The organism is Saccharopolyspora sp. 7B, assembly GCF_020177435.1.
In the GTDB taxonomy this organism is placed as follows: domain Bacteria; phylum Actinomycetota; class Actinomycetes; order Mycobacteriales; family Pseudonocardiaceae; genus Saccharopolyspora_C; species Saccharopolyspora_C gregorii.
Map to the genome: position 1 here is coordinate 1 of NZ_JAIUKC010000216.1, position 14,319 is coordinate 14,319.

Below are 14,319 nucleotides of genomic sequence, written 5' to 3' on the forward strand. Positions count from 1 at the left end.
GTCCCGAACCCCGCCCGCACCGAGACCGACCCGCCTCGACACCCCTCGAACGGAGTTCGCGCCATGAACGCGATCGACAACCTGCACTGCCTCGTAGCGCGGGGATTCCGGGGAGTTCCGGTGCACGACGACGGCGGCCGGCTGGACGCCCTGCTGTACGTGCGGCACTGGCCGTCCGGCGTCGTCGACGTCGTGATCGTGTACTCCCACGACGAGGCCGTCGCCTACCGCGCGAGCGGATTCGACCCGCACGGCCCCCTCCTCGGCCTCCCGGCCCGCGTGCACTGGCGGCAGGCCGGGCACCCCGATGCGGTCACCACCGCCGCCCTCGGCCTGCCCTCCTGACCCCCGGGACATCCCGTTCCCGATCACCTCCCGCGACGCGCTCCGCCCCCGGATCGGATGCGTCCCGCTGGTGCGATGCGCACCGCCTTCCCGCAGGCCGAGGTCACCGACTACGAGTGGTTGATGCCCGTGCTCGCCAACGCGCCTGAGGATCGACACGTGCTCGCCGCAGCGGTGCACGGGGGCGCTGAGGTCACCGTCACCGCGAACCTGGACGATTTTCCGGCCCCGCGATCTGAGGGAACACGGCGTTGCGGCCACACATCCCGACGCGTTCCTGGTGGACCTGCTCGACGAAGATCCGGAGTTGATCTCGCAATGCCTGCGGGACGCCGTGCTCGCCAGGCGCAGGCCGCCCGAGACGATCGACTCGTTGCTGGCACAGCGCGGCGAAGTCGTCCCCGATTTCGCCGAAGCCGCCCGGCGCTCGATGCGGTAGGCGCTGGTCAGCGGAACGGGGCGTGGCCGACGAGGGTGCCCGCGCGGTCGATGACCAGGACCTCGACGTCGATCGGGGCACCCTGGAGGGTGGTCAGGCAGAAGTCGCGGGAGCGGGCGGCGACGAGGTCGCCGAGCGGGATGTCCTCGGCCTGGCAGCGGGTGAGCGCGTCCAGCGCGGTGTTGGCGCCGCGAATGCTCTCGGCGAACTCGACGGAGGCGCCCGCGTCGCGCACGATCCCGGCCAGCAGCGCGAAGTTCACCTGCGACCGCTTCGAATGCAGGTCCAGATGCCCGTCGGCGAGCTTGGCGAGCTTGCCGATGCCGCCCGCGATCGTCAGCCGGGGCACCGGGTGGCGCCGCAGGTACTTGAGCACCGCGCCCGCGAAGTCGCCCATGTCCAGCATCGCCTCCGGCGCGAGGCCGTAGGTGCGGTCGACGAGCTTCTCCGAGGTGCTGCCGGTGCAGCCGGCGACGTGCTCCAGCCCGGCGGCCCGGGCCACGTCCACGCCGCGGCGGATGCTGTCGATCCACGCCGAGCACGAGTACGGCACCACCACGCCGGTCGTGCCGAGGATGGACAGGCCGCCGAGGATGCCGAGGCGCGGGTTCCAGGTGCGCCGCGCCAGTTCCTCCCCTTTCTCCACGGAGATCTCCACGACCACGTCCCCGCTGCCGCCGTGCTCGGCGGCGACCTGCCGCACGACGCCGCGGATGAGTTCGCGCGGCACCGGGTTGATCGCCGGTTCGCCCACCGGCAGCGGCAGGCCCGGTTTCGTCACGGTGCCCACGCCCGGACCGGCGCGGAACACCACCCCGGCGCCGGGTTCGGCGGGGCGGACCGTGGCCGACACCAGCGCGCCGTGCGTCACGTCCGGGTCGTCCCCGGCGTCCTTGACGATCGCCGCCATCGCCGACCCGGCGCCGAGGCGTTCCTTGGCGAGGGCGAACTCGGGGCGGTGCCCCTTCGGCAGCACGATGCCCACCGGATCGGGGAACCCGCCGGTGAGCAGCGCCGTGTAGGCGGCGGCGGTGGACGCCGTGGCGCAGGCGCCGGTCGTCCAGCCGTAGCGCAGCGCCTGGCCGGTCATAGCGCACCGCCTAGGCTGGCCGCATGGTCGAGGTGCGGCGAGTGCTGGTGCTCGGCGGCACCGCGGAGGCCCGCGAGCTCGCCGCCCGGCTCGGCGGCGAACCGGCGGTGCACGTGATCTCCTCGCTGGCGGGCCGGGTGCGCGACCCGCGGCTGCCCGAGGGCGAGGTGCGGATCGGCGGTTTCGGCGGTGCCGAGGGCCTCGCCGCGTGGCTGCGCGCCGAACGCATCGACGAGGTGGTGGACGCGACGCACCCGTTCGCCGCCGCCATGACCTCGAACGCGGTGCTCGCCTGCGCACTGGCGGGCCTGCCGCTGCTGGTGCTGCGCAGACCCGGCTGGGAACCGGAACCGCACTGGCACCTGGTGGATTCGCTGGACGAGGCCGCCGCCGCGCTGCCCGGCCTGGGCGAGCGGATCTTCCTCAGCACCGGGCGCCAGGGCGTGCACCGGTTCGCGCACCTGGACCTGCGGTTCCTGGTGCGCGCCGTGGACCCACCGGAACCGCCGCTGCCGCCGCGCACCGAGCTGCTGCTGGCCCGCGGCCCGTTCGCGTTCGACGACGAGGTGGCGCTGCTGCGCGAGCACCGCATCGACGTGCTGGTCACCAAGGACAGCGGCGGCCCGATGACCCGTCCGAAGCTGGATGCGGCCCGGCTGCTGGGCGTCGCGGTGGTGCTGGTGCGGCGGCCGCCGGAACCACCGGTGCCCGTGGTGGGGACCGTGGCCGCCGCTGTGGAACGGCTGCGTCACGCCGGGTAGCGGCGCGGCGTGAACACCGTCCCGCCGACCGAGCGCGTGGTGGACGAGCCGATCAGCAGCAGGCAGCGCATGTCCACATCGGACGGATCGAGTTCGCCGAGCGGCACCACCCGCACCGACTCCTGCGGCCCGCCCACGTCGCGGCCGATCACCACCGGCGTCTCCGGGGAGCGGTGCTCCAGCAGCACGTCGCGGGCGGCGCCGACCTGCCAGGTGCGGCTGCGCGAGGCCGGGTTGTAGATGGCCATCGCCAGGTCGGCCCTCGCCGCCGCGGCCAGCCGCTCGACGATGACCTCCCACGGCTTCAACCGGTCCGACAGGGACAGCACGCAGTAGTCGTGGCCCAGCGGCGCGCCGATCCGGCTCGCCACCGCCTGCGCCGCGGTGAGGCCGGGCAGCACCCGCACCGGCACCTCCGCGAACCGCTCCTCGGTGGCGACCTCCAGCACGGCGCTGGCCATCGCGAACACGCCCGGATCGCCCGAGGACACCACGACGACGCGGGATCCGCGCCGCGCCAGGTCCAGGGCGAACTCGGCGCGCTCGGCCTCCACCCGGTTGTCCGAGGCGTGCTTGCGCTGCCGCGGGTTCGTCGGCAACCGGTCCAGGTAGGGGCCGTAGCCGACGAGGTCGTCGGCGGCGGCGACGGCGGTGTGCGCCTCCGGCGTGGTCCACTGCGGACCGGCCGGGCCGAGGCCGACGACCACGACCTCGCCGGTGCTCGCCGTCGGCGCGGGCTCGGGAGTTTCCCGTTGCGCCGCAGCGGAAACGGGTACCCCGGACGCGTCGGTCAGGTTCAGCGGGCTGTCCGCGTTCACCGGGCTCGGCAGCAGCGCCAGCGAGAAGTACGGCACCGACGCCGGATCCACCTCGCCCAGCGGCAGCAACCGCTGCCGGTCGGTGGTGGCGCGCTCCACGAAGTAGGCCTCGTCGAGCCGGCCCGCCTTCTCGAACGCCGCCTTCACCCCGTCGAAGGTGCGGCCCAGCTTCATGACCGCCGCCGCGTCGGTGCCCGCCAGCTTCTCGGCGAGCACGTCCGGGTCGAGCGTGCCGGGCAGCACCGTCAGCACCTCGTCGCGTTCCGCCAGCGGCCTGCCGAGCATCGCCGCCGCCCCGCTCACCGAGGTCACGCCGGGGATCGCGGCCACCTCGAACCGGCCCACCAGCCGCTTGTGCATGTGCATGTAGGAGCCGTAGAAGAACGGGTCGCCCTCGCACAGCAGCGCCACGGTGCGGCCCGCGGCCAGGTGCGCGGCGAGGCGTTCGGCCGCGTCGGCGTAGAACTCGTCGATGGCGCCCTGGTAGCCGCCCGGGTGGTCGGTGGTCTCGGTCGTCACCGGGTACACCAGCGGTTCCTCGACCTGGCCGTCCCGCAGGTACGGGGCGGCGACGGAACGCGCGATGCTGCGGCCGTGCCGGGCGCTGTGGTAGGCGATCACGTCGGCTTCGCCGATCAGCCGGGCGGCCTTGACCGTCACCAGCTCCGGATCTCCCGGGCCGAGCCCGACGCCGAACAACCTGCCTGCCTGCTCCACGGTGCTGCTCACTCCTGTTCGCTCGCGATCGCGTTGATGGCGGCCACGGCCATCGCGCTGCCGCCGCGGCGGCCGTGCACCACCAGGTGCTCCAGCGCCGGGTGGTCGGCCAGGGCCTGCTTCGATTCGGCGGCGCCGATGAACCCGACGGGCAGCCCGAGCACGGCGGCGGGCCTGCCCGCGCCCGCGTCGACCATCTCCAGCAGCCGGAACAGCGCGGTCGGCGCGTTGCCGACGGCCACCACGGACCCGTCCAGCCGGTCCCGCCACAGCTCCATCGCGGCCGCGCTGCGGGTCGTGCCGAGTTCCGCGGCGAGGCCGAGGACCCGCTCGTCACCGAGGGTGCAGAGGATGTCGTTGTCGGCGGGCAGCCTGCCCCGGGTGACGCCCGCGGCGACCATGGCGGCGTCGCAGAACACCGGTGCGCCACCGCGCAGCGCCTCGCGGGCGGCGAGCACCGCGCGCGGCGACCAGGCGATGTCGCGGACCAGGTCCACCATGCCGCAGGCGTGGATCATGCGGACGGCGACCTGGGCGACTTCCGGTGGCATGCCGTCGAGTTCCGCTTCAGCGCGGATCGTGGCGAACGAACGGCGGTAGATCTCCGCGCCGTCGCGCACGTACTCGTAGCCGCCGGTGCTGTCTGCGGTGTTCACACTGCCCTCCGTGCCGCGTCGAGCGCGGCGGACGTATCGCCGGCGGCACGGCCGCCGACCTCGTAGCCGGCCTCGGTGGCCAGCACTTCCACTCCTGGCCCGGCCGGTCGGCCGCAGCGGCGCGCGCAACCCGCCCAGTGCACCGGCAGCGGGCCGGGCCGGGTGGTGCGCAGCGCGTCGGCGCGCACGTCGGCGAGGGACTTCGCGCAGCCGGGGCTGCCCGTGCAGGCGGTCACCCCGGCCAGCGGCGCGCCCGAGTCGGTGAGGAACCCGGCGGCGGCCAGCTCGGCGAGCCTGCGCGGCGCCTCGGCCGCGGGGACGTCGGTGAGCAGCAGCGCGCGCCACGGCGTGAGCCGCAGCGGGTGCGGTGCGGCGGTCCGGGCGGCGATCTCTTCGGTCTGCGCGGCGAGCACCGCGATCTGCGCGGCGTCCAGCCGTCCCAGCGGTGCGCCGAGGGCGAGGTCGACCCGGTCGTCGTCGCGGGCCAGCACGCCCAGCTCGGCGTGCGTGCGCACCGGATCACCGGGCGTGACCACGGATTCCGCCGGGGTGCAGGGGAATTCCTCCCGGACGCGGCCGGCGATCCGCTCCGCGCCGCCGGGCAGTTCCGCGAGCCGCCAGCTCTCCGCACCCAGCCGGTCCCGCTCCGCGAGGAACGCGGCGGCCGCGAGCACCGCGGCGCGGGCCGCGTCGGCCGCGGGCACCCGCAGCCCGAGGTCGGCCCCGGCGAGCAGCACCGCAACCGAGCCGTCCGCCGGGTGCAGCGCGACGTCCGCGCCCAGCGCGGTCACCTCGCCGCCGCCGTCGTCCGCGGTGAACAGGAACCGGCCGGGCAGCTCCGCCAGCTCCGGGTCGGCGCGCAGCCGCTCGTCCAGTTCCACCGCCACCGCGCGCACGTCCAGCGCCCCCGGGCGGGTGCGCGGCGAGGCGACGACGTTGCGCACCCGCTCGTGCGTCGGCGACGGCAGCAGTCCGGCCGCGCCGAGCAGGTCGGCGAACTCCGGCACCGCCGCCGCGGACAGGCCGCGGACCTGGACGTTCGCCCGCGAGGTGAGTTCCCAGCCGCCGTCACCCAGCGCGGCCGCGGTCGCCAGCGCCCGCACCTGCCGCGCCGCGAGCCGCCCGCCGGGCACCCGGACGCGGGCCAATCCCCCGTCGGCGGCCTCGTGCACCCGCAGCGCGCCGGGGCACGCGTCGGGTCCGGCTCGTCGCGGCACGCTCGTCCCCGCTCTCGTCGATCGTGGTCTGGTCCGGAACTCGCAGCGCACGGCGCCGCTGTCCGGGGTGCGCGGACTCGGGGGCGCACCGGCGACCGTCGATACTACGTCCCGCCCGGATCGCGTCCGCAAAACGCGATGCGCCTCACCGGGCGGCCGGACCGGCCGAGTGCGGGATCTCTCCCGCGTGCGCACGATCGGCCACTTGACGAACGATCGCCCCGTTGCGGAGAGTTGTCGGCGGCGACGTGCGGAGGAAGCCGGTGCGAGTCCGGCGCGGTCCCGCCACTGTCACCGGGGAGCGGACTCCGAGTACGAGGCCACTGCCCGCGCGCCGCGCGGGTGGGAAGGCCGGAGCGAGCGCCGATCCGGGAGCCAGGACACTCCGGCGCCGCCACCGCCCGGTGCCACACCGGGTGCCGACGACTCCGGGGCGAGGACCCCGAGGAAGGTTGACCATGCGTCCTGTCCGCACGCCCGCGTCCCTGCTCAGCCGGGAGCGTGCCGCATGATCCTGCTGCTGTCCACATCGGACACCGATCTGCTCAGCGCACGCGCCAGCGGTGCGGACTTCCGCCTCGGCAACCCGGCTCGGCTCGGCGTGGACGACCTGCCGCCGCTGCTGGAGGGCGCCGACCTCGTCGTGGTGCGGCTGCTCGGCGGCCGCCGCGCGTGGGAGGAGGGCTTGGACGCGCTGCTCGCCGGACCGCGCCCGGTCGTGGTGCTCGGCGGTGAGCAGGCCCCGGACGCGGAGCTGATGGAGTGCTCCACGGTGCCCGGCGGCGTCTGCTCGCAGGCGCACGGCTACCTCGCGCAGGGCGGACCGGAGAACCTGGCGCAGCTGTTCAACTTCCTGTCCGACACGGTGCTGCTCACCGGCCACGGCTTCGAACCGCCGGTGGAGACGCCGAAGTGGGGTCTGCTGGAGCGGACCCCGCGCCGGACCGAAGGCCCGAAGGTCGCGGTGCTCTACTACCGCGCGCACCACATGGCGGGCAACACCGCGTTCGCGCACGCCCTGTCCGAGGCGATCGAGGACGCGGGCGGCCAGGCGCTGCCGGTGTTCTGCGCCTCGCTGCGCGCCCCCGAAGCGGGCCTGCTGGACACGTTGCGCGAGGCGGACGCGCTGATCGTGACGGTGCTGGCCGCGGGCGGCACGAAGCCCGCGACGGCCTCCGCCGGTGGCGACGACGAGGCGTGGGACGTGGGCGCGCTCGCCGCGCTGGACGTGCCGATCCTGCAGGGCCTCACCCTGACCTCCAGCCGCGAGGCGTGGGAGGACAACGACGAGGGCCTGTCCCCGCTGGACATGGCCACCCAGGTCGCGGTGCCCGAGTTCGACGGCCGCCTGATCACGGTGCCGTTCTCGTTCAAGGAGAACGACGCCGAGGGCCTCCCGGTGTACGTCGCCGACCCGGAGCGCGCGGCCCGCGTCGCCGGGATCGCGGTGAAGCACGCGCGGCTGCGGCACGTGCCCGCCGCGGACAAGCGGCTGGTGCTGATGCTCTCGGCGTACCCGACGAAGCACTCCCGGATCGGCAACGCCGTCGGCCTGGACACCCCGGCGAGCGCGGTGGGCCTGCTGCGGCGGCTGCGCGAGGCCGGCTACGACATCGGCCCGGCGGACGGCCCGGACGCGCTGCCCGGCGTGGCCGCGCAGGACGGCGACGCGCTGGTGCACGCGCTGATCGCCGCCGGTGGCCAGGACCCGGACTGGCTGACCGAGGAGCAGCTGTCCGGCAACCCGGTGCGCATCCCCGCGAAGCGCTACGCCGACTGGTTCGCCACGCTGCCGCAGGACCTGCGGGAGAGCGTCGAGCAGCACTGGGGCCCGCCGCCGGGCGAGCAGTTCGTGGACCGCTCGCACGACCCGGACGGCGAGATCGTGGTGGCCGCGCTGCGCGCCGGGAACGTGGTCGTGGTCGTGCAGCCGCCGCGCGGGTTCGGCGAGAACCCGATCGCGATCTACCACGACCCGGACCTGCCGCCGAGCCACCACTACCTGGCCGCCTACCGCTGGATGACCGACGAGTTCGGCGCGCACGCGATGGTGCACCTCGGCAAGCACGGCAACCTGGAGTGGCTGCCCGGCAAGACCGCGGGCATGTCGGCGTCCTGCGCACCGGACGCGGCGCTGGCCGACCTGCCGCTGGTGTACCCGTTCCTGGTCAACGACCCGGGCGAGGGCACCCAGGCGAAGCGCCGGGTGCACGCGACGCTGGTGGACCACCTGGTGCCGCCGATGGCGCGCGCGGAGAGCTACGGCGACATCGCGAAGCTGGAGCAGCTGCTCGACGAGCACGCGCAGATCTCGGCGATGGACCCGGCGAAGCTGCCCGCGATCCGCAGCCAGATCTGGACGCTGATGCAAGCCGCGAAGCTCGACCACGACCTCGGCCTGGACGAGCGCCCGCACGAGGCCGAGTTCGACGACATGCTGCTGCACGTCGACGGCTGGCTGTGCGAGATCAAGGACGCGCAGATCCGCGACGGCCTGCACGTCCTCGGCGCCGCCCCGACCGGGGAGGCGCGGGTGAACCTGGTGCTGGCGATGCTGCGCGCCCGGCAGGTGTGGGGCGGCCAGAGCGGCGCCCTGCCCGGCCTGCGCGAGGCGCTGGGCATGCTGGAGGACGGCAGCGTCGCCCGCGGCACCGTGGACGACGTGGAGAGCTCCGCGCACGCGCTCGTCGCGGGCCTGGAGGAGCGCGGCTGGGAGCTCGGCGCGGTCGTCGAGGTGTGCCGCTCGGTGCTGGGCGACGCGCCGGACGACGTGGTGCGGGTGCTGGAGTTCGCCGTCACCGAGGTGGTGCCGCGGCTGGACGCCACCACCGACGAGATGACCGCGACGCTGCACGCCCTCGACGGCGGCTACGTGCCCGCGGGCCCGAGCGGTTCCCCGCTGCGCGGCCTGATCAACGTGCTGCCGACGGGCCGGAACTTCTACTCGGTGGACCCGAAGGCGGTGCCGAGCAGGCTCGCCTGGGAGACCGGGCACGCCATCGCCGATTCGCTGATCGAGCGCTACCTCGCCGACACCGGCGAGTACCCGCGCTCGGTGGGCCTGTCGGTGTGGGGCACCTCGGCGATGCGCACCTCCGGTGACGACATCGCGGAAGTGCTGGCGCTGCTGGGCGTCCGGCCCACCTGGGACGAGGCGTCGCGGCGCGTCAACGGGCTCGAAGTGATCCCGCTCGACGAGCTGGGCCGCCCGCGGGTGGACGTGACGGTGCGGATCAGCGGGTTCTTCCGCGACGCGTTCCCGCACGTGGTGACGCTGCTCGACGACGCGGTCCGCAAGGTCGCCGCGCTCGACGAGCCGGACGAGCAGAACTTCGTGCGCGCCCACGCGCAGGCCGACCTGGCCGGGCACGGCGACGAGCGCCGCGCCACCACGCGCATCTTCGGTTCGAAGCCCGGCGCCTACGGGGCCGGTCTGCTGCCGCTGATGGACAGCAAGAACTGGCGCGACGACACCGACCTCGCCGAGGTGTACGCGGTGTGGGGCGGCTACGCCTACGGCCGCGGCCTGGAGGGCACCGAGGCACGCGGCGACATGGAATCCGCCTACAAGCGGATCTCGGTGGCGGCGAAGAACGTCGACACCCGCGAGCACGACATCGCCGACTCGGACGACTACTTCCAGTACCACGGCGGCATGATCGCCACGGTGCGCGCGCTGACCGGCAAGGCACCGGCGGCCTACATCGGCGACAGCAGCCGCCCGGACGCCATCCGGACCCGCTCGCTGACCGAGGAGACCTCGCGGGTGTTCCGCGCCCGCGTGGTGAACCCGCGCTGGCTCGCCGCGATGCGCAAGCACGGCTACAAGGGCGCGTTCGAGCTGGCCGCCACCGTAGACTACCTGTTCGGCTACGACGCCACGACCGGTGTCGTCGGCGACTGGATGTACGAGAAGCTCGCCGAGACCTACGTGCTGGACGAGGAGAACCAGAAGTTCCTCACCGAGTCCAACCCGTGGGCGCTGCACGGCATCGCGGAACGCCTGCTGGAAGCGGCGAACCGGAACATGTGGGAGTCCCCGAACCCGGAGACGATCACCGCCCTGCACGAGATCTACCTGCAAACCGAAGGCGACCTGGAGGACGGGCCGGCGACGAGCTGACCGCCGGGTGAGCGGTGCGTCCGCCGGAAATCCGGCGGCCGCACCCCTGGAAGACCCAGTCAGCCCCGGCGCAGCGCCGTCGTGATCTGCTGGCCGATCCGCGAGCCCGCCCGGCTCGCCGCGTCCGCGGGGATCGGCTGCGCGTTCGCACCGTCGAAGTCCTGGCCTTCGACGGTGAGCGCGACGCTGATGTTGCCGACGGCGAACACGTACTCCGCGCTTCCTGCGGCCGATCCGTGAACCCCGGCGTCGCCGACTCCGCTGATGCCCTGCATTCGCCCACCGGAATCCCGCCCGGCCCTCTGCACCGCCGCGAGCGCGAGATCCGAGCCGGAGGTCTCGCCGTTGCTGCGGTGCACGGTGTTCCGCACTGAAAGGGTCCGCAACGCCGGTCCCGGTCCGATTTCCGCTGCACCCCGGAACGACCAAGTGCACCCGTTCCCCGCTCGTTCCGGAGTGACCTGCGGGGCGCCGAGCGCGTCTCCGACCGCCTGCGTGGTCAGCAACGAGCACGCCTCCGGAGATTCCTGGAACTCGTCGTTCGCCGGGTCGGTTCCCGGGTTGCTCGCGCATCCCGCCGCGCACACCAGCAGAGCAGCGACGCCGATACCCCGCTGCCAGGACCCGATCATGCGGACCCCGCCTTCCAGTTCCCGGAATCCGCGACCACCGACGGCAATGCCTCCGGGATCTGCAGATCTGCCGCCCGCTGCGCGAGTTCCAGCCCGCTGCGCTGGAAATCCGTCATGATCTGCACGATGTTCTGCGCCGTCGAGGTGATCAGCCGCAGGAAGTTCGCCAACGCCTCGAGCACGGCGTCCGCCACCCCGAAGAGCAACTCCTTCGCGCCGGCGACGATCCCACCGGTCATGCTCAGGATCTCCGCCCCGGTGTTGCCGATGATGCCGATCGCCTCCTTGTAGGCGTCGGTGATGTGCTGCCGGATGTCGAGCATCTTCCCGGAGAACTCGTCGAACAGCTCACCGGTCGCCAGCATCACCTTGGAAACGTGATCCAAGTAGGTCAGATAGCTGGTGGCCGCCGGCCCGGACCAGTTTCCGCTGATGGACGTGCGCGCCTCGACGATGGTGTCGTCGGCGTGCAGCAGACCTGCCTTGGCAGCGGGAGACCAGGCCTGGGCGATATCCATGACCACCTCGGGATGGCCGAGCCAGTCACGGATCTCATCGATGACCCGGACGATCACGTACCGTCCGGTCTTCTCGGCGTACTCGACGACGATGGCGGCTTCCCGATCAGGGAACGCAGTCAACGCTGCCGTCATGCTGCACCACCTCCTACTGGGTCTTCCGCAGCTCTGCTTCGATCTCTTCTTCGCGTTCGGCCTGGTCGTCGACCACCGCACGCAGGGAAGCGGCTGCCTTCCCCAGGTTCTCGACACCCTTCAACAGGCCGGCGAAGAGGTTCTCCGCAGCGCCGTTGTACGCACCGGGAATGTCGCCCTGCTTCCCCAGGAGGCCGAGGTCGTCTTCCTCCAAGGTCTTCCCCTTGACCTTGTTGTGCGCCTCTTCCCAGCTGTCTTGGGCCTCCTGCAAGAACATCACGTTCCCGCGCAATGCCTCGATCACCACGTCGAACCCGGCCACGCCGCTCACCCCTGACCGTTCTGGAACTCGCGTTCGCGCAATTCAGCAGCCTGCCGTTCGGCGTCCGCGAGTGCGTCTACGACGAGCCGACCGAGCGACGACTCGTTGGTACGCCAGAGGTTCTCCCGATCGAGCTCGATGTCGATCAACCGACCGTGACCGCTCACGGAGACGGTGCCGATCCCCCCTGGAACATCAACTGATATTCGACGTTCCGAGAGCGACCTCCCGACCTCCGCCACTTCTTCGGTGCGCCGACCGATCTCAGCGACCAAGTCCTCGATCTCCTGCATCACTCGGCCTCCGAGGTGAATCCTGGCGCGAGCTGCTGGAGCCGTTCGCCGGCCGCCTCACCAGCCATCCGGCGCGCAGCTTGGATGGACTCCACCAGGTCGCGCGAAATCATCTCGGGTCGACTCGAATCGAGCGCCCCGGCTCGGATGTCCAGTTCGAGCAGAGCTCCTCCTCCGGTGCAGGTCGCGGTCGCGACTCCGCTCTCCGACGAGCCGCGGAACCGCAGCGTGTCTTGCTCTTCTCGGGCTTCGCGAATCAGCCCGGCCTGCTCATCAAGAGCATCAGCCGTGCGCCGCAACTCTTCCCAGTCCAAATCCGCACCGCCTCTTCTCTGCGTACACGGGACCACGCCCTGTGACAGGTACCGTAAGAGACCACCGAGCCGGTGCGGGGCGGATTCGACGATCTCGTCGACGAACTTCCTGAACAGACCTCCGTCACCCGGGAGATCCCGTGCGGAAGACCGAAGAGGTGGGTTTCCCTGCGCAGAAGGCGACCTGGAAGACGGGCCGCAGGGGGCCTGATCGGGGCCGCCACCCCTCGGACGATGGAAGGCCCCCCCCCCCCGGCGGGGGGGGGGGGCGGGGCCCCGGGGGGCCCCCCCGGGGGGGGGGGGGGGGCACCGCTCACCGCTCGGAGGTGACGGTGTAGCCGGCGCGGGTCAGCTCGGCGACCACGTGCTCGCGGTGCTCCGGCCCGCGGGTCTCCAGGCTCACCTCCACGTCCACCTGGCCGAGCGCCAGCGCCCCGGAGATCCGGGAGTGCTCGATGTCCAGCACGTTCGCCGCCAGGTCGCCGAGCCTGCCGAGCAGCTCCGCCAGCGAGCCCGGCAGGTCCGGCAGCCGCACCCGCAACGACAGGTAGCGGCCCGCGGAGGTCATGCCGTGCCGGATCAGCTGCAGCAGCAGCAACGGGTCGATGTTGCCGCCGGAGAGCACCGCGACCGTCGGCGGCGCCAGCAGGTCGGGGCGTTCCAGCAGGCCAGCGACGGCCGCGACCCCGGCCGGTTCGGCGACGAGCTTCATCCGCTCCAGGCACAGCAGCAGCGCCCGGGACAGGGCCTGCTCGCTCACCGCGATCACGTCGTCGACGAGGGCGGACACGTGCTCGAAGGTGACCTCGCCGGGCTGGGCGACGGCGATGCCGTCGGCCATCGTGCGCGTGTCGGACAGGCGCACCGGAGCTCCCTGCGCCAGCGAAGGCGGCCAGGCCGCGGCCTGCTCGGCCTGCACCCCGATGACCCGAACCTGCGGGCGCAGCGCCTTCACCGCAGCCGCGACCCCGGCGACCAGGCCACCGCCGCCGGTGGGCACCAGCACGGTGCCGACCTCCGGCAGCTGCTCCAGCACCTCCAGCCCGACGGTCCCCTGCCCGGCCAGCACGTCCGGGTGGTCGAAGGGGTGGATGAACTCGGCGCCGGTGCGGGCGGCGTGCTCCTGCGCCAGCGCGAGGGTCTCGGACAGCACCGCGCCCTCCGCGCGCACCTCGGCGCCGTAGGACTGGGTCGCGGCCAGCTTCGGCAGCGTCGCGCGCTCCGGCATGAACACCGTGGACTCGATGCCCAGCAGCGAGGCCGCCAGCGCCACGCCCTGCGCGTGGTTGCCCGCGCTGGCCGCCACCACTCCCGCCGCCCGGCGCTCCTCGTCCAGGGCGCGCAGCCGGACGTAGGCGCCGCGCAGCTTGAACGACCCGGTGCGCTGCAGGTTCTCGCACTTCAAGTGCACGTCGGCACCGACGTGGTCGCTGAGCACCCGGGAGTGGGCGAGCGGAGTCCGGCGGGCCACGTCCGCCAGGTCACCGGCGGCGGCGCGGATCCGGTCCAAGCTGATCAGGGACATGCGCCAATCGTGCCCCAGCGCGAAGCCGGACCGCCGACCGAGGTGTTGGGTACGCTGCTCGGTACGCGTGATCCGCCCGCGGCATCGGGGGTCTGCCGGGGCGCGCGCACCCACGACGGCGCAACGGCGCGCGGAGCGGCGGCTCCGGGGAGGACACGGATGGCACCGGCGATGGCATCGACGGGAACGCTTCCACTGGTCGGCGGGATCGCGGTGGCGGCGGTCCTGTCGGCGGGCGCCGTGTTCGCGGTCGCCCAGGCGGGCTGCGACGAACCCGGCTCGTACCGGCAGCAGGACGGGGTGGTCGAGCTGATCGGCGGCTGCGTGCAGGCGGAAGACCTGCCGGTCTCCCCGGAAGCCCAGGACGGCATCCCCCCGCACAACACCACGGGCACCTCGGTCGCCCCCTGACCC

General features: G+C 73.2%; 15 protein-coding genes and 1 riboswitch. Of the genes, 5 read left to right on the top strand and 10 right to left on the bottom strand.

Annotated features, from left to right (window positions below; all coding sequences use genetic code 11):
• Positions 1–345: hypothetical protein (locus tag LCD33_RS26670; RefSeq protein WP_224960407.1), on the top strand; the 345-nt coding region annotated here is incomplete at its 5' end.
• A 280-nt stretch (positions 346–625) separates the two neighbouring features.
• Positions 626–784 (top strand): hypothetical protein, encoded by a 159-nt coding sequence (locus LCD33_RS26675; RefSeq protein ID WP_224960408.1) that lies wholly within the window; start codon positions 626–628, stop codon positions 782–784.
• Between the two features lie 7 nt (positions 785–791).
• Here LCD33_RS26675 and LCD33_RS26680 read toward each other — a convergent pair whose 3' ends face one another.
• A complete protein-coding gene (locus LCD33_RS26680; protein WP_224960409.1) occupies positions 792–1,874 on the bottom strand; it encodes a cobalt-precorrin-5B (C(1))-methyltransferase in 1,083 nt (360 codons plus the stop codon).
• 23 nt (positions 1,875–1,897) lie between these two features.
• On the opposite strand from LCD33_RS26680, the gene LCD33_RS26685 reads away from it, so the two are divergent.
• Positions 1,898–2,635 carry a cobalt-precorrin-6A reductase gene (locus LCD33_RS26685; RefSeq protein WP_224968738.1) on the top strand — a complete coding sequence of 246 codons (738 nt, stop codon included), beginning with the start codon at positions 1,898–1,900 and terminating at the stop codon, positions 2,633–2,635.
• Here LCD33_RS26685 and LCD33_RS26690 read toward each other — a convergent pair.
• From LCD33_RS26690 to cobG, 3 genes are read right to left on the bottom strand one after another with little or no spacing between them, the layout of a single operon-like run.
• Positions 2,623–4,170, bottom strand: a complete 1,548-nt coding sequence (locus LCD33_RS26690) for a precorrin-2 C(20)-methyltransferase (RefSeq protein ID WP_224968742.1) — start codon at positions 4,168–4,170, stop codon at positions 2,623–2,625. The two genes, LCD33_RS26685 and LCD33_RS26690, sit on opposite strands and share 13 nt — an antisense overlap.
• 8 nt (positions 4,171–4,178) lie before the next feature.
• Positions 4,179–4,826 (bottom strand): precorrin-8X methylmutase, encoded by a 648-nt coding sequence (locus tag LCD33_RS26695; protein WP_224960413.1) that lies wholly within the window; start codon positions 4,824–4,826, stop codon positions 4,179–4,181.
• Positions 4,823–6,043 (bottom strand): precorrin-3B synthase, encoded by a 1,221-nt coding sequence (gene cobG, locus LCD33_RS26700; protein WP_224960415.1) that lies wholly within the window; start codon positions 6,041–6,043, stop codon positions 4,823–4,825. The genes LCD33_RS26695 and cobG overlap by 4 nt, the downstream gene beginning before the upstream one ends.
• 253 nt (positions 6,044–6,296) lie before the next feature.
• Positions 6,297–6,429: riboswitch (cobalamin riboswitch) on the top strand.
• A 122-nt stretch (positions 6,430–6,551) separates the two neighbouring features.
• Here cobG and cobN point away from each other — a divergent pair.
• Positions 6,552–10,166 carry a cobaltochelatase subunit CobN gene (cobN, locus tag LCD33_RS26705; RefSeq protein WP_224968736.1) on the top strand — a complete coding sequence of 1,205 codons (3,615 nt, stop codon included), beginning with the start codon at positions 6,552–6,554 and terminating at the stop codon, positions 10,164–10,166.
• Between the two features lie 59 nt (positions 10,167–10,225).
• Here the strand turns inward: cobN and LCD33_RS26710 are convergent, their stop codons facing one another.
• From LCD33_RS26710 to ilvA, 6 genes are all read right to left on the bottom strand, one after another.
• Positions 10,226–10,537 carry a hypothetical protein gene (locus tag LCD33_RS26710; RefSeq protein WP_224960418.1) on the bottom strand — a complete coding sequence of 104 codons (312 nt, stop codon included), beginning with the start codon at positions 10,535–10,537 and terminating at the stop codon, positions 10,226–10,228.
• 257 nt (positions 10,538–10,794) lie between these two features.
• Positions 10,795–11,451, bottom strand: a complete 657-nt coding sequence (locus tag LCD33_RS26715) for a hypothetical protein (RefSeq protein WP_224960419.1) — start codon at positions 11,449–11,451, stop codon at positions 10,795–10,797.
• Positions 11,452–11,464: 13 nt separating this feature from the next.
• Complete coding sequence (locus LCD33_RS26720; RefSeq protein WP_224960420.1) at positions 11,465–11,773, bottom strand: hypothetical protein; 309 nt, start codon at positions 11,771–11,773, stop codon at positions 11,465–11,467.
• 5 nt (positions 11,774–11,778) lie between these two features.
• On the bottom strand, positions 11,779–12,066 hold the full coding sequence (locus tag LCD33_RS26725) for a YbaB/EbfC family nucleoid-associated protein (RefSeq protein WP_224960421.1): 288 nt from the start codon (positions 12,064–12,066) through the stop codon (positions 11,779–11,781).
• On the bottom strand, positions 12,066–12,380 hold the full coding sequence (locus LCD33_RS26730) for a YbaB/EbfC family nucleoid-associated protein (protein WP_224960422.1): 315 nt from the start codon (positions 12,378–12,380) through the stop codon (positions 12,066–12,068). Before LCD33_RS26730 ends, LCD33_RS26725 begins: the two co-directional genes overlap by 1 nt.
• Before the next feature lie 313 nt (positions 12,381–12,693).
• Complete coding sequence (gene ilvA, locus LCD33_RS26735; protein ID WP_224960261.1) at positions 12,694–13,905, bottom strand: threonine ammonia-lyase; 1,212 nt, start codon at positions 13,903–13,905, stop codon at positions 12,694–12,696.
• Positions 13,906–14,064: 159 nt separating this feature from the next.
• Here ilvA and LCD33_RS26740 point away from each other — a divergent pair, with 159 nt between their 5' ends.
• The gene (locus LCD33_RS26740; RefSeq protein WP_224968522.1) at positions 14,065–14,316 is read left to right on the top strand and encodes a hypothetical protein; all 252 of its coding nucleotides are present in this window, start codon (positions 14,065–14,067) and stop codon (positions 14,314–14,316) included.
• The last annotated feature ends 3 nt before the right edge of the window (positions 14,317–14,319 follow it).